Raw genomic sequence first — 26,066 nt, 5'->3', positions numbered from 1 at the left:
TTGCACCTATGATGTAGATATATTTGATTTAAAGTACTATAGAAAATTTAAAGAAAAATACCACATTATTTTGTGGTATTATCTTCGCTACTTTTAGAAGCATTTTGTCATAAACTTCAATACATACCTTGATTTTGTAATAATTGATCGTGTGTTCCCATTTCTTGTATTTCACCTGAATTAAGAACAATAATTTTATCTGCATTTACAATTGTAGAAAGTCTATGTGCTATTATAAATGATGTTCTATTTTGAACTAATTTATCCATAGCTTTTTCAATTATTATTTCAGTATGAGTATCAATATTTGAAGTAGCTTCATCCAGAATTAAAACTGGCGGGTTTTTATAACTTGCTCTAGCGATTGAAACCAATTGTCTTTGTCCTTGAGATAAATTAGAACCAGAATTTACTAAAATGGTTTCATATTTATCGTTTAATTTTTCAATATGACCATTTAAATGTGCTGCTTCAGTTACATCATTCATAACGAATTCATTTATTCCATCAGAACCATAAGCAATATTATTTTTAACGGTATCACTAAATAATACACATTCTTGTAATACATATCCTAATGATTTACGTAAGGAATCTTTTTCTATCTTTTGTATAGGTATTGAGTCATATAAAATTTCACCTTCAGATATTTCATAAAATCTAGCAAGTAAACTAGTAATTGTTGTTTTACCAGCTCCAGTTGCCCCAACTAAAGCAATTTTTTGTCCAGGTAAAGCTTCGAATGAAATATCTTTTAATGTATATTCTTCAGTATCATTGACATATTTAAAATAAACATTTTTAAATTCAATATGTCCTTGAAGAATTTTGTATTCATATGATGAACCAAATGGTATTTTTCAAGCATACATACCATATCCTTCTGCTTGCGGAACTTCTACATATTTATCTTTTACTTGTTCTACTCTAACTAGTGTAATATCACCATCATTTATTTCAGCTTTTTGATCCATAATGTCAAATACTCTATTAGCTCCAGCTAAAGCTAGCACAATTGAGTTAGCATTTTGAGTCATAGTAGATACAGGTCCAGAGAATGATTTAGCAAATTGAGTAAATGCAATAAATGTACCAACTGTTAACCCACTTAAAGTTGCCGCTTGTGCATTTTGCCCATTTGCTAAGGTATTTATAACCATAATACCACCAAAAATACTTACTATAGCATATGCTATATTTCCTAAGTTTTGAGATGTAGGTCAAATAACATTAGCTCAAAATTCAGATTTAAAGGTAAATTTTGATAATGAATTATTAATATTAGCAAATTGTTTGATTGAATTTTGTTCTTGATTAAAAATCTTAACAGTTTTTAATCCACTAATCATTTCTTCAGCGTATCCTGTTAATTCTCCAATTCCTTTTTGTTTTTTAACAAAAGCTCTTGAAGAGAATTTTCCAATAATAAATGATGAGGCAAAAATTAGAATAATAACTCCAATCATTATTAAACTTAATTTTCAATTAAGAATTAGCATTATTACAATAGAAGCAATAAGTATTATCAATGATTGAACAATTGAAGGGAATGTTTTAGATAAAAATTGTCTTAAGGTGTCAATATCAGCTGTTAATCTTGATATTAAATTCCCTTTAGCATTATCATCAAAGAATTTAATTGGTAATGATTGCATATGCTTATACAACTGTACACGCATATTTGTCATAGTTTTATAAGTAATATTAATCATTATTCTAGTTGCAGCAAATCCTGAAAAAATACTTACAAGAAATAAAACTACTGAACCAAATATCATTAAGTAGAATTGATCTCAATTAAATGGTTCGGTTTTGTTTTCTAATGCCGGACCTATAAATAATCCAACAACTATTTTACCTATAAAGACTTGTTGATATAGCATACCTACAGCAGAAAGCAAAATTAGAAAAGCCACAAGTATTAATCATCATTTATTATCTTTTCATAAAATAGCTATTAATCTAGAAAATGTTCTCTTTTTTTGTTGTGAAGTAAGTTTTTGATGATGGAAAGTATTATTGAAGGATTTCATCTATACCTCCTACTACTTGTTGTGCTTGATATAACTCATTATAAAAATCCGATACTTTTAATAATTGTTCATGATTTCCGATGTGTTTTATCATTCCATTTTCAAATACTAAAATACGGTCACAATTTTTAATTGTATTGATTTTTTGAGCAATAATAATTTTGGTGCAATTTTGTATATTTGCAATTGCTTGCTTGATATTTGCTTCAGTTTTAAAATCAACAGCAGAAGTAGCATCATCAAGTATTAAAATTTTAGGTTGTTTAATTAATGCTCTAGCAATACATAAACGTTGTCTTTGACCACCTGAAAAGTTTTGACCTTTTTGAGATACTGGAGAATTTAATCCTTCTTCTAAAGAATAAACATAATTATAGATATTCGCTTGTTTTAAAGCTGTATTTATTTCTTCCTCTGTAGCATCAGGTTTACCTCAAAGTAAGTTATCTTTGATTGTACCTTTAAATAAGATTGATTCTTGGAATACTTGCGATATTTGTGCTTTAGTATTATGTAATTGAAGTTCCTTAATATTAATTCCGTTTAACAATACATTTCCTTCTTGTGGATCATAAAATCTTGCAATTAATGAAGTAAATGTTGTTTTTCCTGAACCGGTTTCTCCTATTATCCCAATTGATTCACCAGGTTTAATTTTAATATTAATATTTTTTAATGTCGGTTCATTATTTCCATGATAAGTGAATGATACATTTTGGAATTCTATTTCTCCATTTAACTCTTTAACTATTGGATTAGCAATATTATTAATGCTTGGTTTATGATAAATAATTTCTTTAATACGTTTTGTGCTTGGAAGAGCCATTAATACCATTCCTAATACATTCATAATACCCATTAAAGAACCAGATATCATTCAGATATAAGAACCAAAAGCAACAATTGTTCCGACTTGAATACTATCATCAAGAACTAATTTTGTTCCAATAGCACCTAATGAAACAACTGACATAAAGATTGCCCCTAGTATAACTGGTGTATTTCATGAAACTATTTTTTCAACCTTAGTATTTGTTTTCTTTAACGCATTTGCTAATGTTTCCACTTTTTCAGCTTCAAGTTTTTCAGTTACATATGATTTAATGGTTCTCATTCCATTTAAATTTTCTTGAATCTTTTGGTTATAAGCATCATATTCTTTATAAAGCAGCTTATATTTAGGATATGATGAATATCATATTGCAATGAATAATAAAATTATTATTGGTAAAGTAACTAAAAAGATAGAAGATAAAAGTAATGATTCGTTAATTGCAAATACAATAGCGGCAATAAACATAAATGGTAACCGAACAAAAGCTCTAATTATCATCATAAAAGCCATCTGTATATTATTTACATCATTATTTAATCTGTTTAATATCACACCATTGCTAAATTTATCAATATCATTAAACGAAAATTCTTGAACTTGATTATATATTGCTTGCCTCATATTTTTTGAGAATATAGAAGCAGCTTTTGCGGATACAAATGAAACTGTAACACCAGAAGCTAAGGCAGCTAAAGCCAACCCAATTAATATTAATCCTTTATTAATAACAACTGATTTATTTTGTGCATAAATACCTTCATCAATTACACTACCTACAATTTTAGGCATGAATACTTGCATTACTACTTCAGCTATAACTAGAATGATACATATGATTGCATAAATACGAGATCCCTTAGTTAAAGAAAATAAAGAAGGCAGATGTTGTTTAGTCTTCTTTATTAATTTGTCTTGCTTACTTTTAGTCATTATTTTAAAACACAGTCATGATTTTCATGATTATGAACTTGTTCATGGCCATCATTAAGGCATTTGCAAGCATATTCTTTATATACATCTTCTTTAACTAAATTCATAATTTCTTCGATTAATACACCATATTTCTTTGCGAAATTTGAATCAAGATAATAATAATTATTTAATCCATCTTTTCTTATTTTTACAATACCAGCTTGTTTTAAATTACCTAAATGTTTCGAAATATTAGGTTGTTTTTCGTTTAACACAGTTTGTAAATCATTCACATCACATTCACGTTCATGACATGTATATAAGTGAATGATTAGCTTTAATTTAACTTCCTTAGATAAGAAGGTTAAAACTTGAGTTGTATTCATAAATCTCCTTATTATTATTCTTCATCTTCTGGTTGTATTATTCATTCAGCAGTTATATCTTGCATACTAGGTTTATCAGTTGTTTTAGTAATTCTTTTATTTACATTATTTTCGACATTTTTTATCTTATCTAAAGTTATTTGCTCGATATTTTCATGCGAAATAACTTGTGTTTTATTTGAATCATCTTCAAAATCATCGAAATTAAAGTTTATAACAAAATCATCATCAGCTTCATCTTCCTCATCGCCAAAATCAATTTCTTCTTTTTCAGTTGATGGTTCACTTGATTTTGCTTCAATATCTAAACCATTTGTCACACTAGGCAATTCTTGTTCAACTTTTTCAGCTTCTTTAATAAATTGTGTGACTTCTCTAGTTAATTGATCGGCATTATTTTCTACAGCAAGTGAAATTTGTCCATCATCTATATCCGAATCACTTACCATTGGTTCATTAGATATTTCGTGATTTGAATACATAGATATTTTTTGCTCTAATTTTGATAAATCAATTCCTAATTCAGAAAAATCAGTTTCAAATTCGTCATTTGTGTCATCTATGAGAATTTCATCCTCATTATTAACTGTTTCATCTAATGAGTCAGCGATTTCCTCAGCATTTTCTTTATCAGCTGAAATATCATATTCAGTACTTGATTGATCAATATCATTTTCATTTACATTGGATACTTGTGAAATTGATTCATCTTCTTGATTATCAAAATAAACATCATTTAGCGAACTTGGATAATCAGATTCATCTAAATCATTATTTTGTAATTCATTGTTATTAGAATCTGATTCTTCCTCTGTTTTAACTTCATAAAAATCAAAATCATTTTGATCATCTGCAGAATATACAGTTTCTTCAGAGTTATTTATTTCAACTTGTTTTGTTTGATTTAATTCAGCTTGAGTTCTTAAATCATTAAGTTCTCGATCATGCTCTAATTGTTCAATTTCTTTATCATATTCATCTAAAACATCATTTTGAATTATTGCATCATCAACTTGATTTAATTTATATGTTGAAGTTGATAATTGTGACTCATCCACATTTAATCCAATAACTGATTCTTTTGTTGAAATATAATCATCATCTTGAATTTTATTAATTGCATATGTATTAGTCTTATTTGAAACTGAAGTTTTTTCAAAGCTATTGATTTCTTTTGTGTCAAATCAACTTGCTACATTATTTTGCTCATAAATTCAAGAAAGCGGATTGATAACAGTTACATCATATTTCTTTGCTCTTAAGAACTTAATAGCATCATATAGTGAAACATACTTCTCAATTGAATTTGAGTAATTAAATGTATCAAAACAAATACATTTAAATGGTATTTTATTGTATGTAACAACAATATCAATATCAATTGAGCCAACTGTGTAATCTTTAAAGATTTCAAATCTTGGATTACCTTCAATACATTTAGCAATTTTTGTAAATACAATATCTTTAAATCATAGATCTTTATTTATAGTATTAGAAATTGATGCATGAATAGAATCAAATGACTTCTTAAGCATTTTTAATCTATCATCTGGTGTTCTTTCAAGGAATTCTAGTCACTTCTTAAATATTTTCATATCATCACTCATTTCGAATTGAGTAACAATATCTTGTGATTTAATTGTCTTAATAACAATCATTTTATCTTTAGCACGAGATATAGCGACATTAAGTGCATTTTTACCACCAGGTCTACATACATAAGTTGAATTTAGCTTAGTATGTTTATCATATGCAACAGTAGCTACTACTAAATCAGCTTCATCCCCTTGAATATTTTCAATATTTCTAATTAACAATCTTTTTTCATAAATTGCTTCTTCTAAATCATGATAATTTTTATAAATTTCATTAGTTAAATAATCACTTTGTTTAGCATTAAATGCAAGAAGTATGATTTTGTTGTATTTATTTAGATTTTCTTGTACTTTTTGAATTGCTAATTTAGCCTCAACTAAATTACGATTATTGTCTCAATCACCTTCAACTTGGTACACTTCGATTGGATCATTATTTCAAACACTAGCAGCATCTAAAACATCTAATTTTCCTTCATAGAAATTACGAGATGAAAATGTCATTAAAGCTGCATGATTTGATCTATAGTTTTTATTTAACATGATAGAATGAACACCAAGTGATAAAGCATAATCAAGTACCGATTCAACTTGGCCAAAAATTGAATCATCAGTGTATCTAACACCAAATCAATTGCTTGGCTTCATTTGTTCGGTATCACCGGCTAGAATATTAACTTTTGCTAAATATAAAATTGGTAAGGCATTTTCGATAAATATCTGGCTTGATTCATCTAATATCGCATAATCAAATTCTTCTTTGCTTCAACCAGATAAATCAGTATTCGGTGTTGCGATAATAATTGGATAAATTTGCTTAATCATATCTGCATATTTTTTAACAAAACGGTATGGTTCTAAATTATTAATCCGAACTGATTGTGCAAATTCACGATATTGTCTTTTTTGTTCCTCGTTAAAATTATTAATTCGATTAAATATTTTTTCAGTAATAATCAGTCTTAAGGCTTCTTCATTTGAAATTAATGGTTTATGTGAAATTTCTGAATTCATTTTAATTAATTCATTCAATTTTCTAAACGGAGAATATTCTGAATCGATATTATTAAATCCAATGCTTGTTATAAATTGCATTAAATCTACCCATGAACCATCAAAATTAGGCATTTTTGCATCTATTTCATTGCCTATTTTTCTAAGTAAGTAGTATTTCTTAACAAATGGGAAAAATGTTAATTTTGAAACTTTAAGTAATTCTTTAGCTGTTTGACAATGTGTTGGTTCTTTTGGATATTTAATATCACGAGGTAATGATAAGATAAATTCCATATCTGAAATAAAATCAAAATTATTTTTATGTTCAGCTATGTAATAATATGCTTTTAAAACATTTTGAGCTAGCGAATCATTTAAATATTCAGATGCCTGGGAGATAAATTCTAATTCTTTGCGGGAAATTGTTCCAATTGATTCAATTCTTCTTGAATCATTGAAGTTTTCTAACATATCAAGATATTCTTTAATTGGCTTATAGAATGATTTTCTATTAGTATCTTTTGTGTTAAGAATAAATAAGCAAAATGGTGCTAATGATTTCATTCTATTTTTAATAACTTCTAGAGCCGCTTTTTTCTGACTAGCTACTATTGCTGTTTTTCCATAAAACAATATATTAGCTAGTAAGTTAACGATAGTTTGAGATTTACCAGTTCCTGGTGGACCTCAAATAACTGTATTTTGGTTTAAAGCTGATACTATAGCTTTATCTTGAGATAAATTAGAGTTTGTAATTCTAAGTAAAGTTAAATTAGGATTGAAAATTAATTTATTAATAACTTCTTTATAAACATTTTTGTTAAATTCAACCTTGATAATATCATCCATTTCATTATTTAAAATGATATCTTTCATTCTATTACGTGAATATCCGCCCCATGGTTGATATATGCCAAGTACAGCTCCAGGATGGAAACGAATATTTTCATTTTGTACATCATCATAAGTTAATTTAGTAAATGGTCGAGTGATACTTTCAGGTAATTGGTATAATCCATCTCAATCTTTTCTTAATTTTTCAATTAATGATGATATTTTATAATCTTTAAAATCAGTATCAATTGTTAAATTAAATTCATTGTTATTTAAGAAGAATAACAATTTCTCATTAACTTTGATATCTCCATCACTTTTAATTATTGGCTTACCATTAACAAATGTTATGTTAGCTTCTTTTAAAAATAAAGGTGCATATATTACTTTATCTTCTCTTTTTAATGATAAGAATAAAAATCCAATATGAAGTGGCCAAATATTGGTTTCATCTAAAATATTAGTTACTTTATCATTAAGTATTTTTCATTTAAGAATTGATTTTTGTACTTTTAGTTCTAATTGATTTAAAATCTTTTCTTTGTTATGTTCATAGTTTTCATAGATATTTTCAGAATTAAATCTAATATTTAATCTATCAAAATCTGTCTGATGTTTTTCCATATAGACTACAAGATTTTCAGAATTAGAAATATTTTGAATTCTTTTAATATGCTCAACTATTGCATCATCAAGAGCTGATACTTCAAAAGTTTCGTTATTGAAAATAGTTTCTATATTTTTACTTCCAACTAATGAATATAAATCCATGTAATATTTTTCATTAATTCTTGTAAAAATAGAAGAATCACTTTGAGTTATATCAAGTAAGTTATCAAGTACGATTTTGTATTTTGATTGTTCTTGCATATTTCACCTCATTATTTAATTAGTTTTTGTAATTCGTTATAAACAACTTTTGTATATTCACCTAATACAACTGAAACAGATGTACTTTTAGCAACTATCCCGCTAATGCCTTTTAATTTTCCTAATTGTTCTAAATTAGCTTTTTTTACATCAGCTAAACTAATATTAATTCGATTTAATCTAGTTTCAACATTCTTTATGTTATTTTCTCCTAGTGCATCTAGAAAATCATTAAGTTTAAATGGTAGTTTATCGTTTTGATATATGATATTTTTTTGTTGATTATTAGCTTGTTTATTTCATTTGATCCAAATTAATCCAAATGTAATTATTGTTAAAAATACTATTAAAAATTTATCTCTTCTCATAGACTTATTATAATATTATTTATAAATATATTTATAAATAATTAGAGATTTTACTACTAAAATAGCATTTCTTTTGTTTCTTAAAATAAGTATTAAAATATCAATTAAGTGAAATTTAATTATGGAGATACATATGCAAAATAACAAATATCAAGATATCATAATTTGCACAACAGATACTGTTTGTGGTATCGGCGGACCAGTTAATAACAATACATTAGAATTGCTTTATGAGTTAAAAAACAGACCTAAAAATAAAAAAATAATGATTCTTGTCGGCTCATTAGAACAAGCAAGGCAATTTAAACAGTGAAATGAGCAAGCGACTAAGTTAGCAGAAGAAAAATGACCTGGTGCAGTAAGTATTATTGTTAATGATCAAGGGTTTAGAATGCCAAATTGTCCAACGTTACAGCAATATTTAATTACAAATGGTCCTATATACATGACTAGCGCTAATTTATCAGGTCAAGAAACTTTATCCATAGATCAAGTTGCAAATGTATTTCCAATGGTTAAAAATATTTTTGCTTTTTGTTCACCATCAGGTAAGCCAAGTGATATATATAATCTAGATACTAACGATGTAATTATTCGAGAGAAATAATTGTTTCATAATACAAAATATTCCCAACATCGATACTGTTGAGAATTTTTTAAAAATTATTTAGTAAATTCAATACTTATTTCAAATGCAGTGTCATCTGCATTTTAACTTGTGAATTTTAGTTTTATATTACCTATAACATAAGATGTTTTATTATTATCATGTTTCTTAGTTTATAATATTTAAAATCATTATTTATTATTTGAATATTACAGCTATTCTTAAATTAATATTTTTACTCAATATTTATTACTAGATAAGTAAAAATCCCTAAATAGGGATTAGTTACTTTCTGTTAATGGAATAGCTTCTTTTAATACACCTTTATTAACAAAAGGTTTTGGATTTTGTCCAAATAAACTATCAGCTAAATCAGGATAATCAATAAATGGATTTCTAGATGATTGGTGTCCAGATTTAATTATCTCATTATTTCTTACAACATCAAATTGTGATACGGCATCATAAGCATTTCATTTTAAGTAAACATTTAAATAATGATTATTCATGTATGGGTAACTTGTTTCGAATACTTGAGAACCATTTTTATTTCTTAAAGCAACTGCTCCATCTTTTTTATCATCTCCACCATATGTTACTAAGAAGTATAAATAAGCTCTTGCAATATCACCTTTGAATTCATCAATTGGTTCAAATGATGTTTTATTCAATGAATTCTTACCTAATTTTCCACCATTTTCTGATGTATATTTAATTTCGCTTGTTACTTCATCATGTGGGTAATTTGAACGAACAGCATTAACTTTGATATCTGTTGGGAATATGTGCTGAATATCAGCTCTTCTAGTTGCTTCTCTATTAAATCATGATTGTGGAATAACATGTTCTCTATTCATTCCTTGTCCTTCTTGGTTAGCACCGGAACCATCATATATACGATATGTGTATGGATCAGTTCCGCTAGGGTTTTCTGAATAAATATCCAACATTGTTCCATCATTTTCATAATATTTATCTTTAAATGCATTTGTTTCATTATAAACTTCTTTGATGTGATCATATCCTTGATTACCACGATGTTTTTGTTGTATTCTCAATAATGCATCAAATAATTCTCTGCCACTTTTTCCATCTGCATCTTTATAATAGTTATTTGTATTATCATATACATATTTATATTTAGCTAACTTAGTTGGAATTACAACAGGTATTTCTGGTCTGGTTGTTTTATCTGAACCATCTGATGTTTTATCAGTTTTGTTAGTAATTGTTAAAACAACTGTTGATGTATAAACATTGTTAGAATATGTGAATGATTTATCTTGATTTCTAACTACTAGTTTATATGAAAATGTTAATTCATTAGTAGCATCATTAAATTGATAATTGATATCAGCATTAGGTCGTGGCCCACTTTTACTTTCAAATGTTGGATCAGTTGCATTTGCTATTTGTAATGCTGTACCATTAAATTCAGGTTTTAAGACTAAAAAGTCTATTCTATTATTTCTTCTAGCAGTCCCTATAGTTTTATCTGTATATCCAAAATAAATTTTGTCGTGTGTTTTAATATAAGTCATAACCGCATCAGTTAATGCATTAGGTATTAATTCAAATAAATTATTACCATCTGTGATTTTAAAATGTGATAAATCCTCATTAGGTTTAGCAGTTTTTTTATCTTGTGTTCCTGGTTGAGTTCCTGGCTCCGGTGTTGATTTGGTGTTGATTTGGTGTTGATTTGGTGTTGATTTGGTGTTGATTTGGTGTTGATTTGGTGTTGATTTGGTGTTGATTTGGTGTTGATTTGGTGCTGGTTTGGTGCTGGTTGTGGATTTGGCTCTGATGTTACTGGAGTTGTATTATTATCACCATTTCCATTACTTGGCTTTGCACTAAGATCATCACATCCTTGAGCTGCAACTATTGGTAATACAGTTGTTGAAACAGCCGTTAATGTTATTAATAAATGTTTCATTTTTTTCATTTTTTTCATTTTTTTACCTCTAAAATCTATTTTGTATAATAAAATTTGCTCTTAAATATTTATTATTTATTTAAATTTTAGTTTTTTCTACATATAAAATAATTGAAAAAACTAAAAATATGGAAATTTTTACATTTTTCCACATTTAATCTTTTGCATCTTAAATAAAGAAATAAAAAATGTGTTTATAAAATAAAAATATATTTTTTATCATCATAATTATGGAAAATTCTTGTACTTATTTCTATAGTGTTAAAATTTAGAAGGATAATTTTTATTTTTTTATTAATAAGGAGAGATTATTATGACACCACACATAAGTGCTAAAAAAGGCGAAATAGCGAAAACAGTTATTATGCCAGGGGATCCATTAAGAGCAAAATATATTGCTGAAACTTATTTAGATCCCGGGTTTAAATTAGTAAGTAGTGTAAGAAATGCATATATATTTACTGGAACTTATAAAGGTAGACCTATATCAATCGCAACAAGTGGTATGGGGATTACTTCAATGGGTATTTATGCATATGAGTTATTCATGGTATATGATGTTGATAGAATTATTAGAACCGGTTCAGCTGGTTCATATGATGCAAATTTAAAATTATACGAAATAGTTGTACCAAATGAAGCCATATCAGATTCTGGCTCATTTAGAAGATTGCTTTTAGGTAAGGAAGAAAAACTTTCACATCCATCAGAAAAATTAAGACAAGAAATAATAGAAATAGCAAAAAAACAAGGTAAAGAAGTTAAAGAAGGAAGAGTTCATACAACTGACTCATTTTATTCAATCCTAAGTATTCCTGATCGTATTGCTGAAACTAATGCAGTCTGTGTTGAAAATGAAGCTCATGCATTATTTACTGTAGCCGAAGCTTTAGGGAAAGATGCAGCAGCTATTGTTACAATAAGTGAAAATTGAGTAACACATGACCAAACTTCAGCAGAACAACGTCAATTTACTTTTAATAAAATGATGGAAATAGCACTTGATTTAGCAAAATAATTCCACATTAAAACACTTAAAAAATTCTAAGTGTTTTTTATTTAGCAAAAAATTATAAAATAGCTATATTTTAGTAGCAAAAATACACTTTTTGCTTAATTAATAATGTGTTAAAAACTTATATTTTAAATTTTAAGTGTTAAAATATTATTGACTATAAAATAAGTCTAATGTCATATTAAATAAAAAATATATTAATAGGAGGTTATTAATTATGACACCACACATAGGTGCGAAAAAAGAAGATATCGCTAAAACAGTTATTATGCCAGGAGACCCATTAAGAGCAAAATTTATTGCTGAAACTTACTTAGATCCTGGTTACAGACTTGTAAACACAGTTAGAAATATGTTTATGTTCACAGGAACATACAAAGGAAAACCAATCACTATCGCAGCAAGTGGTATGGGATGTCCTTCAATCGGAATTTATTCATACGAATTATTCAAATTTTACGATGTTGACAGAATCGTTAGAATTGGATCAGCCGGATCATATAAAGCTGATTTAGGATTATACGAAGTTGTTTTAGCTTCAGAGGCTTTCGCTGATGCTGATGCATTCAGAAGAATTGCTTTAGGAAAAGAAGGAAATATTGCATTACCTTCAGCTAAATTAAACGAAGAAATTAAAGCTATTGCTGAAGAAAACGGAACACCACTTACAGTTGGTAGAGTTCACTCTTCTGACGTATTTTACTCAGTTATTCCAGTAGAACAAAGAATTGAAGCAACACAATCATTATGTGTTGAAATGGAATCATTTGCTTTATTTACAAATGCTGAAGCAACAGGAAAAGAAGCTGCTTGTTTATTAACAATTAGTGACAACATTATTACTCACGAAGAAACATCAGCTGAAGAACGTCAATTTGCTTTCACAAAAATGATGGAGATTGCTCTTAAATTAGCAAGATAATTATGCGTGTAGTAGATATTATCGAAAAAAAACGTTTAAATAAAGAATTAACTAATGAAGAAATTAAATTCTTAATTACATCATATGTTAAAAATGAAACACCAGATTATCAAATGTCTGCATTTCTTATGGCTGTTATGTTTAATGGAATGAATGCTAGAGAAATTGCAACAATGACAAAATACATGATGCATTCTGGTGAGGTTATGGATTTATCAGCTATTCCGGGAATTAAAGTTGATAAACACTCAACAGGTGGAATCGGAGATAAAACTACACTTGCTGTAGCTCCAATTGTTGCCGCTTGTGGAGCACCTGTTGCTAAAATGTCAGGTAGAGGATTAGGTCACACAGGTGGTACAATTGATAAACTTGAATCAATTCCTGGATTTACAGTTGAATTAACAGAAAAACAATTTATTGATCAAGTTAAAAAACATGGTATTGCTGTTATTGGGCAAAGTGCTCAACTAGTGCCTGCTGATAAAAAATTATATGCATTAAGAGACGTGACATCAACAGTGGAATCTATTCCATTAATTGCTTCATCTATAATGTCTAAAAAATTAGCAACAGGATCAAATGCTATATTACTTGATGTTAAGTGTGGTAATGGTGCATTTATGAAAAACCTAGAATCAGCTCGTGAATTAGCTCGTACAATGATTAGTATTGGTAAAGAGTTAAATGTTGATGTAAGAGCTGAAATTACCAACATGTCTAGACCAATTGGTAGAGAGATCGGTAACAAAAATGAAGTGCTTGAAGCTATTTGAACTCTTCAAGGTAAAGGGCCTAAAGATTTCAATGAATTAGTTTATTCTTCATGTGCTACTATATTAGAACAAGCACAAATTGCTAAAACACATGAACAAGCTCAAGCAATGGTTAAAGAAGCCATTGAATCAGGTAAAGCACTCGATAAATTCTATGAATTCGTTGCTGTTCAACACGGTGATGTTGAAGCATTAAAATCACCTGATTTTTGAAATCCTAAATATAAACTCGAAGTTATTTCAGAACATGAAGGATTTTTAGAAATTTTTGATGCTTTAACATTCGGAATTGTTTCTATGAAATTAGGTGCTGGTAGAAAAACAAAAGAAGATTCAATTGATTTTGAAGCCGGTGTTACACTTAACAAGAAAACAAATGAATATGTTAAAAAAGGTGATGTATTATTCACTTTATATTCATCAAATCCAATCGATCCTGAATTAGTTGAAGAACTTAAAAACGGATATAAATTTAACCAAACTGAAGTTGAAAATAAAATTATTTTAGATAGATTAAAATAAGTAAAGGAATATTATGAACTACAACAAAATGATTGATCATACATATTTAAAACCCGAAGCTACTAAAAAAGACATTGATAAACTAGTAGATGAAGCAATTAAATATGATTTCAAAACAGTTTGTGTAAACTCTTCATGAGTAAAATATGTAGCAGAAAAACTACAAGGAACAGGTGTAGGTATTACATCAGTTGTAGGTTTTCCTCTTGGAGCTATGATTACACAAGCAAAAGCACACGAAGCTAAATTGGCTATTGAACATGGTGCAGATGAAATTGATATGGTAATTAATATTGGAAGATTTAAACAAGGTGATTACGAATATGTTTTAAACGACATTAAAAAAGTAAAAGAAGCTTGTGGATCTCATGTATTGAAAGTTATTATCGAAACAGCATTGTTAACAGAGGATGAAATTAGAAAAGCAACAGAAATTGTTATGAAATCTGGTGCAGAATTTATTAAAACATCAACAGGATTCTCATTCCGTGGAGCAAATCTAAACGACATTAAAATTATGAAAAGTGTTTGTGGAGATGCTTTATTAATTAAAGCTGCTGGTGGAATTTCAAACATGGATGATTTAATTGCTATGTATGAAGCAGGAGCGACAAGATTTGGAACAAGTCGTTCAGTTGCAATTGTTGAAGGTAAAGAATCTAAGGGTGGATATTAATAACTTCCATTCAATAACCAAGGTGCCATTAGGTGCCTTTTTCTTTGCAAAAAAAATAAGACTCAATTGAGTCTTACTATTCATGTTTCTTAAATGATTCAATAAATCCTTTAGTACTATATTTAGATATTGAAACAATATTTCCTTTTTTGAAATTGAAATGAATTCGATCTTGAATATCGAAAATATATGCAGCAAGATAAGCATATGCAAATATAGCAACCGACATAGTAAACAATGAAAATGGTCAATGTAGTAATGGACCAAGTAAATTGCTAAATCCATTATATTTATCAAAACCAGTATAGAAGTAATTACTCCTGAGTTTCCAAGTTACGGACTCAAAATATTGATTTTAGAAATTAAATAAGATTTCATATACCTTTGGTATATGGAATTTTTCATATCCCATAAATTATTCATTTTTTTACTTGTATTACTTGTATAATATGATAAAATAGGAGTATGGAAAGTAAATTTATAGTCATAAAACATAAAAGAAAAGACCATACATATATTTCGATAGCCACATCAAATGGATATGGAAAAGGTTATAGTAATCAAATAGGATTAGGAAGATTGGAAAAATTACAAGAATTAAATTCAGAATCTATTAATGTAATTAAAAATTCAATAAAGAATTTATCAATAAGTGAATCAAAAGACAAAATTAAACAAGCAATTATGTTTGATTTAAATAGTTCAAAGTCTGAAACATATAATATTAATTACGGAATTAATCTTCTTTATGATTTAATTGATAAATTTGAAATATTTAGTGCATTACCAAAAACAAGACATAAAGATTTAAACAGATTACTAAAGTACACAGTTTCATCAAGAATTTTGAATGCAGATAGCTTAATTTCTACATATAAAAATAAGTTTCAATACGAAAATACACCAGATTATAAAAAATCTAGTTATTACACATTGCTTGATATTTTGAACAACAATGAAAGCAAAATTCTTAAACAATTAAACGAAAAAATAACAAAGAATACATCTAGAAATATTGAATTAGTTTTTTATGATTCTTCAACAGCTTATTTTGAAAGTTTTAGAAGAACAGGTTTGAGATATCCTGGTTATTCAAAAGATGGTAAATTTAAAGAAAATCAAGTTGTTATTGGTTTAGCAACAGATGAAAATGGGATTCCGATTCATTACAAATTATTTAAAGGTAATACAACAGATTCAAAAACATTTATTCCTTTTGTAATAGAAATGAGCAAAATTTATAACATAAAAAATGTAACAATAGTTGCTGACAAAGGAATGTCTGTAACTGCAAATTTAAGATTTTTAGAACAAAAAGGTATAGATTATGTTATTTCATACAGATTAAAATCAGGTCGAAAAGATTTTAAAGAATATGTTTTAAACGAAACTGATTATATAGGAACTGAAGAATTTAAATATAAGGAACAAACAGTAGCATCTTTATATAACAAAAGAGACCTAATGGTCATCAGAGAAGAAAAAATCATAACATATAGCAGGAAACTAGCTTTAAAAGATAAAGCTGATAGAGATATATTGATTAATAATTTCAATAAATTAAAAAATAAAGATGGTTATGTAGAAGGTTCAAAGTTATTAGGCCACAAAAAATATAGATTCTTTAAAAGAAATGGTGATGCACGATACGAATTAGATTTAATCAAGCTAAATGAAGATAAACAATTTGATGGATTTTATATTTATGAAACATCAAGAAGAGATTTATCAGCACAAGAGATAGTGGAAATTTATGCAAAGCAATTACAAATAGAAGAAAACTTTAGAACTTTAAAAAATTCACTTGAAGTTAAGCCTATGTATGTATGAACTGATGCACATATAAATGGACATTTCTTGTTATGTTTTATTTCATTAGTTATTTTCAAATATTTGCTGTATACAATAAATAAATCATTAAATGATTATGGTGTTATAGATAAATTTACAAATAAAAGAACAATAGAAGCGATAAAATCTGCACAAAAATTTGTAAAAGTTGTAGATGGTAATGTTGTAGACGAAATTTACATAAAAAATAGTGAAAATAATTCATTAATACAAGATTTTGAACTAATAAAAACGATATTTAATAAATTTGTACAAGTAATTTAACCTATGTTTCCAAGTTAACAAAGTGAAAAAATAAATAGCTCTACAGTGTAGGGCTATATTTTTTGACATAGTGAAAATTACACAGAAAAACCATCAGATACAAGCATTTTTATTTCTCTGTATAACTCAATTTCATTTCTAAATATCTCATTATCTCATGAAGATGAATAAGTAATTTTGCCATCAACTTTAGTGAAGTTTATGTTAGCTACTTTTATTGATTCTATTATTTGAGATGGAGTAACTCTATCTAAAACACCTCATTTATCTTTTTGCTTATGATTTATATATCAAGTTAAATAATTTAATACAACTAATCCTAAAAAACAAATGGTTATATGTCCAAAAATGTGATTATCTGTTCTTACATACATTGGTTTAGCATCTAATGTTGATTTAAGATTCTGAAATTTCTCTCAATTGTTCATTGTTTTTTTGTATATATCAACTATTTCTCTTGCGGTTAGGTTATATCTAGTTGTTTCGAATGCGACATAACCATCAAGTTTAGCATCTTCTTTTAGCATTTCTACATCTATTGCAATCTTTGATTCTTGAATTTCTTTGAAGAATTTATATTTCTTATAGGAAATCATACTTTTTGCTGTTGCTGTACCGTCTTTTCCTTTGATTTTGTCAAATCTATCCAGCACTTCTTTTCTTAATATCTTGTCTCTTTTAGCTTTTCAAGTGTCATATATAATAATTCTTCTGTATTTTATTCTATTTTTCTGCTCATCATCTACTTGTTGAATTTCTTTATATAATAAACCATCAACTTTTTGGTAATCAGTTTCACTAACTACATATTGCTTGAATTTGTGTGATTCGCCTTTCAATCTAATAGGAAAAATATAATGCATATTTTGATACTTTACATAATCCTTATTTTGTGCCGAATTCATTCCTTTGTCTGCAACAACAGTTACATTTTGTAAATTGTATATTTCACTTAATTCATTAATTGTAGGGATAAAAGTTTTTTGATTAGCTATATTACCTGGTAATAAACAAAAATTTAATGGTATTCCGTTTGTGTCTGTTACCATACCTAAAACTACTTTATTTTTCTTTAAATTTACCATCTTTAGAATATCCAGCTTTTTTAATGAAAACTTTTCTTTTAAATTCTCGTTAGCATTAACAAATGTTTCAAAATATAGAGTTGTAGCATCCAAAAATATCAAGTTTGCTTCTCTCTTAGTTGATACATTCATTTTTTCATTTATGTTCGCTACTAGTTTTTGTTTGTTATCTGCAACAAAGTCCAAAAGTTGTAAACTGTTGATTTTTGAATGTTTATTTCATTTACATATTTATCTTTCAGATTGAAACTACGAATTAAACTCTCGGGTTCTAATATTCTTTTTGCTATTAAAAACTTAAATATTTGTTCACATTCTTTTCTTTACCCGTATTGATATCCTTAAATAAGTTGATTTCATCAATTACTTTATAAAGTAATTCAATCCTACATTATATGTTCCGATTTCTATTTTAGATGTTTCAAAATATTCAGCAACTTTATTCTTCACATAGTTTTTATCAGCATCTAGTGGTAAACTTTCAGCAATTTTCTTAAGTATAGAAATAGGATTATTGTGTTTTGTAGATAATTTTGATAATGAACCAATACTTATGCTTTTATCTGTATCCTTTACATAACTGGCTCATATCGCTAATCCAACATAGTAATCATCTTTTTCTTTGTTTTTGTAACTAATACTTCTTCATATCACTAATATTTTACATTTTTCTGTGTAATTATGTAATAAAAAAGATAAAAAAATTATCTCCTTATATATGTATAAGAAGACATTAACTGATTGAAAAAATAGGTTAGTAACTTGGAAACATAGGTTGTACAAGTAATTTAGAGCATTAAAAAAACGAACAAGTCTATACGGTAGAAATGTTCGTTTTATTCCGTTATAACTTGGAAACTTAGGAAAAAATAAGACTCAATTGAGTCTTACTATTCATGTTTTCTTAAATGATTCAATAAATCCTTTAGTACTATATTTAGATATTGAAACAATATTTCCTTTTTTGAAATTGAAATGAATTCGATCTTGAATATCGAAAATATATGCAGCAAGATAAGCATATGCAAATATAGCAACCGACATAGTAAACAATGAAAATGGTCAATGTAGTAATGGACCAAGTAAATTGCTAAATCCATTATATTTATCAAAACCAGTATAGAAGTAATTACTTTTTCATTCTAAAGGAGCTAATCCATCAGTAAAAGTATTAATTGTAAATGTTACTAATAAAAATACCATAAATATTTTGCATTGTTGAATAACATCTTTTTTTGTTAATTTATAAGGATATAGTACAGATACTACACTAGCTGAAATTATCATAAACATATGTAATCCAAGTCATTCTCAGAAAATAACATTATTTCAAGCTACATAATATACTACATCTTTTCCGTTTGTAAAATGCTCACCAAAAACTTCAAATGTTTGATCAGGTGTGTATACTATTTTTAAATCAGGAATGATTAAAGCAATAAATGCTCCTATATAAGCTGGAGTAGCAAAATATTTCATTCATCTTGGTTTATTTAATAAGAATATAATACCAAAACATACACCGATTAATCTACAAAAATGAAGCGGTATTGTTTCTCAAATTCTTGGATAATGATGTAGCCCCATATTTAAAGATCTTAGCAACATTCCAATTAATAATAAAGCACCCATTGTTCGTATTAGAATACCTTGTACTCTTTCACTTGGTTTATGTTTTTGCCAATGAGCATAAATTTGCCTTTTAAAAATTCATCAAATAATTACAAATAATATTGTTAAAATAAGTGCTATAGTAAACATTATTTTAGTAATATGTAAATTCTGTGCATAATTACCATCAGTACCTGTTCAAGACAAAAAATTATGCTTTAAAAACCAGTATTTTTCTTCATAATTCATTTTTTATACCTCACAACAAAGATATAAAAATTATATATGAAATTCTATCAAAGTAAAAAATCAATAATTTTGTATTTTTTGTTAAAACACCAATTATTATCCTTAAATTTAGGTATTCTCTACTGTTTGAATGAAAAATTTAAATGTGGAAAATTTCCACATTTTTTTATTTTCATACCATAAAATTCTATATTGTAATGAAATTTACCAAATTTTTATTAATTTATTAATTAAAAAGTTGAAAGTCCACCTAAGTGGTAAATTGAGTAGTTCCTCAATATTGCTGTATAAATTTTACAAAAATGTTCCAAAAGCGTGAGAAAAATAAAGCCTGAGCTTAAAATTCTTTGTTATTTAGACGAAACTGTTGAAATATTTAGAAGTTTTTAACCTGATTATTCTGCCTGTTTTATCATCAATAAAATCACGATATTGATCATTTATTGCGTTGAACATTTGTGAAATATATTCAAAATTAACATATCTCGGAAACTTGCCTTTTGGTAGAAAGTTTCTGATTTTTTTATGAGCATTTTCTATGCTTCCTTTTTGTCATGATGAATATGTATCGCACTTGTAAATAACAGGAATTTCTCTTATTTCATTTAACTTCACATTTTCCGAACCATTGTCTATGGTTAGAGATAAAATGGTTAAATTGTGATGATTAATCAATTTAAGAAGTGATTCTTTTATTGAATCTGCATCTCGCCGAGTTAATATCCCAAATAACATTCTTGTCTTTCTTTCTAGCAAGGTAAGAATGCAATATTTAGCTCTTAAATTAAGAATTACTGTGTCCATTTCATAATGTCCAAATTCTTCTCTGTTTCTAATTGTTAATGGTGCGAGATGAATAGAAATACCAAAGTTAATTTTCTTAGATTGCACTCCTTTAGGCTTTTTCTTCTTGCCACGTAGTTTATCTCAATTAGATTTTGAAATACCTCTTTTTGATTTCAAAATAAAAATAGAGAAATCAACATCTTTAACATATTCTTGATCCATAAAGTAATAAAAAGCTTGTGGCGTAGGTATAAAAGCATTTTTATCCTTCAATTGTTCTTTATAGTAATCCAAGAATGTCGTTACTGATATTAGTGGTTCAAATTTCTTTTCATTATCTGAAAGTAAAATACCTTTAGATAATTTTCTCTTAACGATTCTGTGTTGTTTACTTCAAAACCTTCAGAAGCGAACAATATCATCTCATTTTGAAATTGTGTTTTCATGAATTTGTTGAACTGGATTTTGAACATTTTGCATTTTGAGCTGAACTCATTCACGATGTGAAACTTTAAAAATTGTTGTTAGTCTATTTTTACAATTACTGCAAAATTTGTATGAGTCTTCTGCTGTGTGATCTCACATAGCTAGTTTTAAATTTTGCTTGAGAACTTTAGCTGATACGTTCATTGTTTTTGAAATATCATTCAGTGTTTCATGTGTTGCGAAATTTTTAAACATAATAGCTAGCTTTTCGATGTTGAAATGAGTTATATTTTGCTCTCTGAGTTTGTTTATGTCCTTATGGATTTTGTTTATTTCGTTATCATTTAGTGAATCCATTATTGCAAAATGATAATATGCTTCTCTTTGAGTTTTTGATATAACCGTTTGATATACTTTTTCCTCAATTTTTATGCAAAATACTCTTTTTTGTTATACTTCAAATCTATTAACATTATAATTAAGTTAGTTCCTTCCTTTAGATTTGCAATTTTATTATACAAGGAACTAAAAAAAAGCTGTTAGCTCACGATTAGGTGGATTGACAGCTTTTTAATTTATAAATTTTTATTAATTATAAATAATTAATGGTAGAATTATGGTGGATAGTGGGAGAAAGTGGTAGATTATGTACGGATTACAAATACGGAATATCGATGATAAAAGCAGAGTGGTTTTACCTCCTGTTTTTAGAGATGAACTTGGAAGTAAACTTTTCATTACCATCGGTTTTGATGGTAATGCAGAAGTTAGATCTGAAAAAAGTTTTCAATCATACATTTCGATGATTGAAAACAGATCTAGATTTGATGTTAAAACTAGAACATTAGCTAGATATATTTTCGGTAATACTTTTGAAGTCGTGCTTGATAATCAAAATAGAATTTCTCTGCCAAAACCAATAATTGAAAAATTAGCTATCCAAAAAGAAGTTTACTTTATCGGAGTGGGTTCAATTGTTGAACTTTGAGCTAAAGAAAAATACGATGAAATTCAATCAACATATACTGTGAAAGATATGGCAGAATTAGCACAATTCTTGTCTCAAGATATAAATGGAAAATAAACTCCATTATTCTGTTATGTTAAGTGAAACAATTGATTCACTTAACATCAAACCAAATGGAATATATGTTGATTTAACTGTTGGAATGGGTGGTCATTCATCAGCTATTTTAAAACAAATACCTGAAGGACTGCTTATTGCATTTGATAAAGATGACTATGCTTTAGAGCAATCTAAAAAAAGATTAAGTGCAATAGGTAATAATTTCAAATTAATTAAAAGTGATTTTAAAGATATTAAAGCTAAATTGCTTGAATTAGGAATTGAAAAAGTAGACGGTATTATTGCAGACTTAGGAATTTCATCTCCACAGATTGATAATGCTGAACGTGGATTTAGTTACAATAAAGAAGCTAAGCTTGATATGCGAATGAACCAACAACAACAACTAACTGCTTATGATGTGGTAAATTCATACTCTGAAGAGAAATTGGCTGATATTTTATGAAACTATGCTGATGTAAAACTGAATAAAAAGGTTGCGAAAGCTATTCTAAATGCTAGACCAATTTCAACCACACTTGAGTTAGTTGATGTTGTAAAATCAGCTTATCCTGCCGCTTTATTAAGACAAAAAAATCCAGCTAAAGCTATCTTTCAAGCTATCAGAATTGAAGTTAACAACGAACTTGAATCTCTAGAACAATTATTACATGATGCCATTGACTTGTTAAAAATTAATGGAACATTAAGTATTATAACTTTCCATTCTTTAGAAGATAAAATGGTAAAGAACTTTATTAAGGAATTAACTAAAAGTGATTTACCCTCAAGAATGCCAGTTATGGAAGAAAAGAAATTTGCTATTAAGCAAATAAAACCTTCAAAACAAGAAATTGAAGAAAATAATCGATCACGAAGTGCAAAACTTCGTGTCATAAAAAAATTGATTTAGTGAGTTATTTTGTAGGAGTAGTTATGAAAAAATATTTTATAAACTTTCATATTCGTAGTAATGAATGTTTTTGTGCATTCATTAAAAATATCAGTAATAACTACTTAAATATTAAACTTAATACTAACTCACAAATTTCATATCAAAATGTGACAGAACTTACAACTTGACATGATGAAGTCATGTCGGAAGTAAAAAATATTATCAATAATGAACAATTAATTATTAATTATGTTTTTGACGATAATATATTTCCTAATCTTGAACAAAAGATTATGGTTAATAAATTAAATTGCTCAAAAATAAGTTGTGATGCAAAAACATTACATGATTTATTTGATAAGAAAAATCAGCTACTTGCTCATAGCAAAACAATTGAAGATTTTATCTCTACATCTCCAATTAATTATATGATGCAAAAAAACGAAATAATTAAGGAATATAGAGACATTCCTAAAAATCGTGAAGCTGAAACAATTACACAATATTTATCAACATTTAGTACAAATCTAAATGATAAGTTAAATGATTTTAAAAGTATTTTTTCACCAAAAATACCAAATAGCAAAATTAATTATTTCTTAAAAAGTCAAATACTAAGTTTTAACATAAAAGATATGCCAACAAATAGCCTAATTGCTGATATTGAACAAAATTATATTTCATATTTTGTAGTTAAAAACGGATCAGTATTAACTTATAACAAAATACCATATGGTTATGGATTATTACAACATTATTTAAACGATGATCATATGAGTAAATTAAAATATTTGATAAAACATTCACAAGAACATATAACTCAAGATTTATCTCAGGAAGAAATTTTAGAAATCAAAGCTATTTCTAAAATATATAATGAGTACAAAAATGTGTTATTACAAGCATTAGTACAACACATTATTAAAAGTTATAAGAATCCTTTGATATCAAATTTAAATCACATTGCATTTACTGGTCAATTTGCATGAATGGTTTCAGATATCGAAAAAACATTCTTTACCCATTTTAATAAATATAACATGATAGTACAAAGTATAAACAATGCAAGTAATTTCAAATTATTTGCATTAGAAGATATTATTCTTGAACAAGTTGTTTTAGCAACTAATAATTCAAGAAAAGAAACAATTCAAAACAATACCATAATGAGTAAAATTGATTACACACATCCAAAAGCAAAATCAAATTTCATTTCTAAATTTATGAGTAAAATAAACATTTTTAAATAGGAGAAAATATGAACGAACTTAACAATATTAATAAAGCTTCATATAAAACAGCTATATCTCTAAAGGTCATAGGGATTGGAGGAGCTGGAAATAATGCTGTTAACATGATGTTTGATGAAAATTTACCTAATGTAGATTTCATTGTAGCAAACACTGATGTTCAATCACTTGAAAAAAGTAAATGTACTCATAAAATAGCCTTAGGAAAAGAAAATCGTGGTTTTGGAGCAGGCTCAGATCCTAAATTAGGAGCTAAGGCTGCTGATGAATCAACTTCAGAAATTAAAGAAGCCTTAAAAGATTCTGATGTTGTAATTCTAACAGCTGGATTTGGCGGAGGTACCGGAACTGGTGCTACACCGAAAATTGCTCAATTAGCTAAAGAAAATGGAGCTTTAACAATTGGTCTTGTTACAACACCATTTCTTTACGAAGGACAAAATCGTATGATTGTTGCTCGTAACGGTATAGAAGAATTAAAAAGAAATGTCGATGCTTTCATTGTGCTATCTAACGAAAAATTATCTTATGAAAATCCTGATGTTCCATTTGCTGAATCATTAAAATTATCAAATATTACACTTAAAAATATTATCATTGCTATTCACGATATTTTAAATCGTGTAGGTACTATTAATATCGATTTTGCTGATATTAAGCATACTTTAAAAGATTCAGGACTTGCAATAGTCGGAATCGGACAAGCTTCAGGTGAAAATCGTGCTGAAAAAGCAGTTAAAAAAGCTTTTGAATCAAACTTATATGAACATGATATTAAATCTGCATCAAAATTATTGATTAACATTCAACATGATAAGATGGTTACAAATAAGGATATTAAAAAAGCAGTTTCTACAGTACATGAAATATTATCAGGAAGCAGTGAGAATTTAATTTCTGATTGCAAAATTGGACAAGAAATTGTTGAGCTTGATAATAATACTCAATTCTTCAAAGTTTCTATAATCGTTAGTGGAGTAAATGCTAATACAAATACTAGTGAAATTGAAGAACAAAAAGAAATTCCAACTTCAAAAATTGATTTAATTTCAGACTTGCAACCTGAAGTTGAAGATATGGAAGAAGAAGTGGAACAAAAAGTTATCAAAGAAGATTTAGAACAAGATAATGATGCTTTAATTCATGAAGCAACTGGTAAAAAATATGCTGAAACAAAAGAATTAAACTCTTACTTCGATATTGATGACAGTTCTTTAAAAGATGAACAAGAAGAAAGCAGTTGATTTATTTACAAATAGTTGATGTTTCGAAGACTATAAATAAATTTGTTTTCTAT

At 27.3% G+C, this 26,066-nt stretch carries 21 protein-coding genes; 10 read left to right on the top strand and 11 right to left on the bottom strand.

What is annotated here, in order from left to right; translation table 4 throughout:
* Positions 1-65 precede the first annotated feature (65 nt).
* From SAM46_RS01670 to SAM46_RS01650, 5 genes are read right to left on the bottom strand one after another with little or no spacing between them, the layout of a single operon-like run.
* The gene (locus tag SAM46_RS01670; RefSeq protein ID WP_078747157.1) at positions 66-2,033 is read right to left on the bottom strand and encodes an ABC transporter ATP-binding protein; all 1,968 of its coding nucleotides are present in this window, start codon (positions 2,031-2,033) and stop codon (positions 66-68) included.
* Positions 2,017-3,798, bottom strand: a complete 1,782-nt coding sequence (locus SAM46_RS01665; RefSeq protein ID WP_078747155.1) for an ABC transporter ATP-binding protein — start codon at positions 3,796-3,798, stop codon at positions 2,017-2,019. The genes SAM46_RS01670 and SAM46_RS01665 overlap by 17 nt, the downstream gene beginning before the upstream one ends.
* Complete coding sequence (locus SAM46_RS01660; protein ID WP_143826127.1) at positions 3,798-4,166, bottom strand: ArsR/SmtB family transcription factor; 369 nt, start codon at positions 4,164-4,166, stop codon at positions 3,798-3,800. Before SAM46_RS01660 ends, SAM46_RS01665 begins: the two co-directional genes overlap by 1 nt.
* Before the next feature lie 14 nt (positions 4,167-4,180).
* Positions 4,181-8,461: an AAA domain-containing protein gene (locus tag SAM46_RS01655; RefSeq protein WP_318635641.1), complete on the bottom strand. Its 4,281-nt coding sequence runs from the start codon at positions 8,459-8,461 to the stop codon at positions 4,181-4,183.
* An 11-nt stretch (positions 8,462-8,472) separates the two neighbouring features.
* A complete protein-coding gene (locus SAM46_RS01650) occupies positions 8,473-8,829 on the bottom strand; it encodes a PTS sugar transporter subunit IIB (RefSeq protein WP_078747152.1) in 357 nt (118 codons plus the stop codon).
* Between the two features lie 133 nt (positions 8,830-8,962).
* On the opposite strand from SAM46_RS01650, the gene SAM46_RS01645 reads away from it, so the two are divergent.
* Positions 8,963-9,436: a Sua5/YciO/YrdC/YwlC family protein gene (locus SAM46_RS01645; RefSeq protein ID WP_078747151.1), complete on the top strand. Its 474-nt coding sequence runs from the start codon at positions 8,963-8,965 to the stop codon at positions 9,434-9,436.
* A 281-nt stretch (positions 9,437-9,717) separates the two neighbouring features.
* Here the strand turns inward: SAM46_RS01645 and SAM46_RS01640 are convergent, their stop codons facing one another.
* Together SAM46_RS01640 and SAM46_RS01635 are read right to left on the bottom strand one after the other, a co-directional pair.
* Positions 9,718-10,977: an endonuclease gene (locus SAM46_RS01640; RefSeq protein ID WP_078747150.1), complete on the bottom strand. Its 1,260-nt coding sequence runs from the start codon at positions 10,975-10,977 to the stop codon at positions 9,718-9,720.
* A gap of 26 nt (positions 10,978-11,003) precedes the next feature.
* Positions 11,004-11,375 (bottom strand): hypothetical protein, encoded by a 372-nt coding sequence (locus SAM46_RS01635; RefSeq protein WP_318635640.1) that lies wholly within the window; start codon positions 11,373-11,375, stop codon positions 11,004-11,006.
* Between the two features lie 313 nt (positions 11,376-11,688).
* Here SAM46_RS01635 and deoD (SAM46_RS01630) point away from each other — a divergent pair, with 313 nt between their 5' ends.
* The 4 genes from deoD (SAM46_RS01630) to deoC all read left to right on the top strand — a co-directional run bounded on the left by deoD (SAM46_RS01630) (position 11,689) and on the right by deoC (position 15,286).
* Positions 11,689-12,393 carry a purine-nucleoside phosphorylase gene (deoD, locus tag SAM46_RS01630; RefSeq protein WP_078747148.1) on the top strand — a complete coding sequence of 235 codons (705 nt, stop codon included), beginning with the start codon at positions 11,689-11,691 and terminating at the stop codon, positions 12,391-12,393.
* A gap of 214 nt (positions 12,394-12,607) precedes the next feature.
* Positions 12,608-13,312: a purine-nucleoside phosphorylase gene (deoD, locus tag SAM46_RS01625; RefSeq protein WP_078747147.1), complete on the top strand. Its 705-nt coding sequence runs from the start codon at positions 12,608-12,610 to the stop codon at positions 13,310-13,312.
* Between the two features lie 2 nt (positions 13,313-13,314).
* Positions 13,315-14,610, top strand: a complete 1,296-nt coding sequence (locus SAM46_RS01620) for a pyrimidine-nucleoside phosphorylase (RefSeq protein ID WP_078747146.1) — start codon at positions 13,315-13,317, stop codon at positions 14,608-14,610.
* Between the two features lie 13 nt (positions 14,611-14,623).
* On the top strand, positions 14,624-15,286 hold the full coding sequence (gene deoC / locus SAM46_RS01615; RefSeq protein ID WP_078747145.1) for a deoxyribose-phosphate aldolase: 663 nt from the start codon (positions 14,624-14,626) through the stop codon (positions 15,284-15,286).
* 76 nt (positions 15,287-15,362) lie between these two features.
* On the opposite strand, the gene SAM46_RS01610 is transcribed toward deoC, so the two are convergent.
* On the bottom strand, positions 15,363-15,515 hold the full coding sequence (locus tag SAM46_RS01610; protein ID WP_318635639.1) for a hypothetical protein: 153 nt from the start codon (positions 15,513-15,515) through the stop codon (positions 15,363-15,365).
* Positions 15,516-15,751: 236 nt separating this feature from the next.
* Here SAM46_RS01610 and SAM46_RS01605 point away from each other — a divergent pair, with 236 nt between their 5' ends.
* On the top strand, positions 15,752-17,401 hold the full coding sequence (locus tag SAM46_RS01605; RefSeq protein WP_318635638.1) for an IS1634 family transposase: 1,650 nt from the start codon (positions 15,752-15,754) through the stop codon (positions 17,399-17,401).
* A gap of 77 nt (positions 17,402-17,478) precedes the next feature.
* Here the strand turns inward: SAM46_RS01605 and SAM46_RS01600 are convergent, their stop codons facing one another.
* The 3 genes from SAM46_RS01600 to SAM46_RS01590 form a co-directional block, all read right to left on the bottom strand.
* A complete protein-coding gene (locus SAM46_RS01600) occupies positions 17,479-18,672 on the bottom strand; it encodes an IS1634 family transposase (RefSeq protein ID WP_318635637.1) in 1,194 nt (397 codons plus the stop codon).
* A gap of 177 nt (positions 18,673-18,849) precedes the next feature.
* On the bottom strand, positions 18,850-20,346 hold the full coding sequence (locus SAM46_RS01595; RefSeq protein WP_318635636.1) for a YwaF family protein: 1,497 nt from the start codon (positions 20,344-20,346) through the stop codon (positions 18,850-18,852).
* 354 nt (positions 20,347-20,700) lie between these two features.
* Entirely contained in the window at positions 20,701-21,915 is a 1,215-nt protein-coding gene (locus SAM46_RS01590) for an IS30 family transposase (protein WP_318635635.1), read from the bottom strand.
* A gap of 289 nt (positions 21,916-22,204) precedes the next feature.
* Here SAM46_RS01590 and SAM46_RS01585 point away from each other — a divergent pair, with 289 nt between their 5' ends.
* Genes SAM46_RS01585 through SAM46_RS01570 form a run of 4 tightly spaced genes read left to right on the top strand, consistent with a single transcriptional unit; the run spans position 22,205 to position 26,028 of the window.
* Positions 22,205-22,642, top strand: coding sequence for an MraZ-related protein (locus tag SAM46_RS01585; RefSeq protein WP_143826150.1), 438 nt, complete (start codon positions 22,205-22,207; stop codon positions 22,640-22,642).
* Positions 22,632-23,537, top strand: coding sequence for a 16S rRNA (cytosine(1402)-N(4))-methyltransferase RsmH (gene rsmH, locus SAM46_RS01580; protein ID WP_078747376.1), 906 nt, complete (start codon positions 22,632-22,634; stop codon positions 23,535-23,537). Before SAM46_RS01585 ends, rsmH begins: the two co-directional genes overlap by 11 nt.
* Before the next feature lie 23 nt (positions 23,538-23,560).
* Positions 23,561-24,769, top strand: coding sequence for an MAG3720 family protein (locus tag SAM46_RS01575; RefSeq protein ID WP_318635634.1), 1,209 nt, complete (start codon positions 23,561-23,563; stop codon positions 24,767-24,769).
* 8 nt (positions 24,770-24,777) lie between these two features.
* Positions 24,778-26,028, top strand: a complete 1,251-nt coding sequence (locus SAM46_RS01570) for a cell division protein FtsZ (protein ID WP_078747378.1) — start codon at positions 24,778-24,780, stop codon at positions 26,026-26,028.
* Positions 26,029-26,066: the final 38 nt, after the last annotated feature.

The sequence above is a fragment of the Mycoplasmopsis verecunda genome (genome assembly GCF_033546915.1).
Classification (GTDB): Bacteria; Bacillota_I; Bacilli_A; order Mycoplasmatales; family Metamycoplasmataceae; genus Mycoplasmopsis; species Mycoplasmopsis verecunda.
This window is presented reverse-complemented; position numbering and strand designations above follow the sequence as displayed.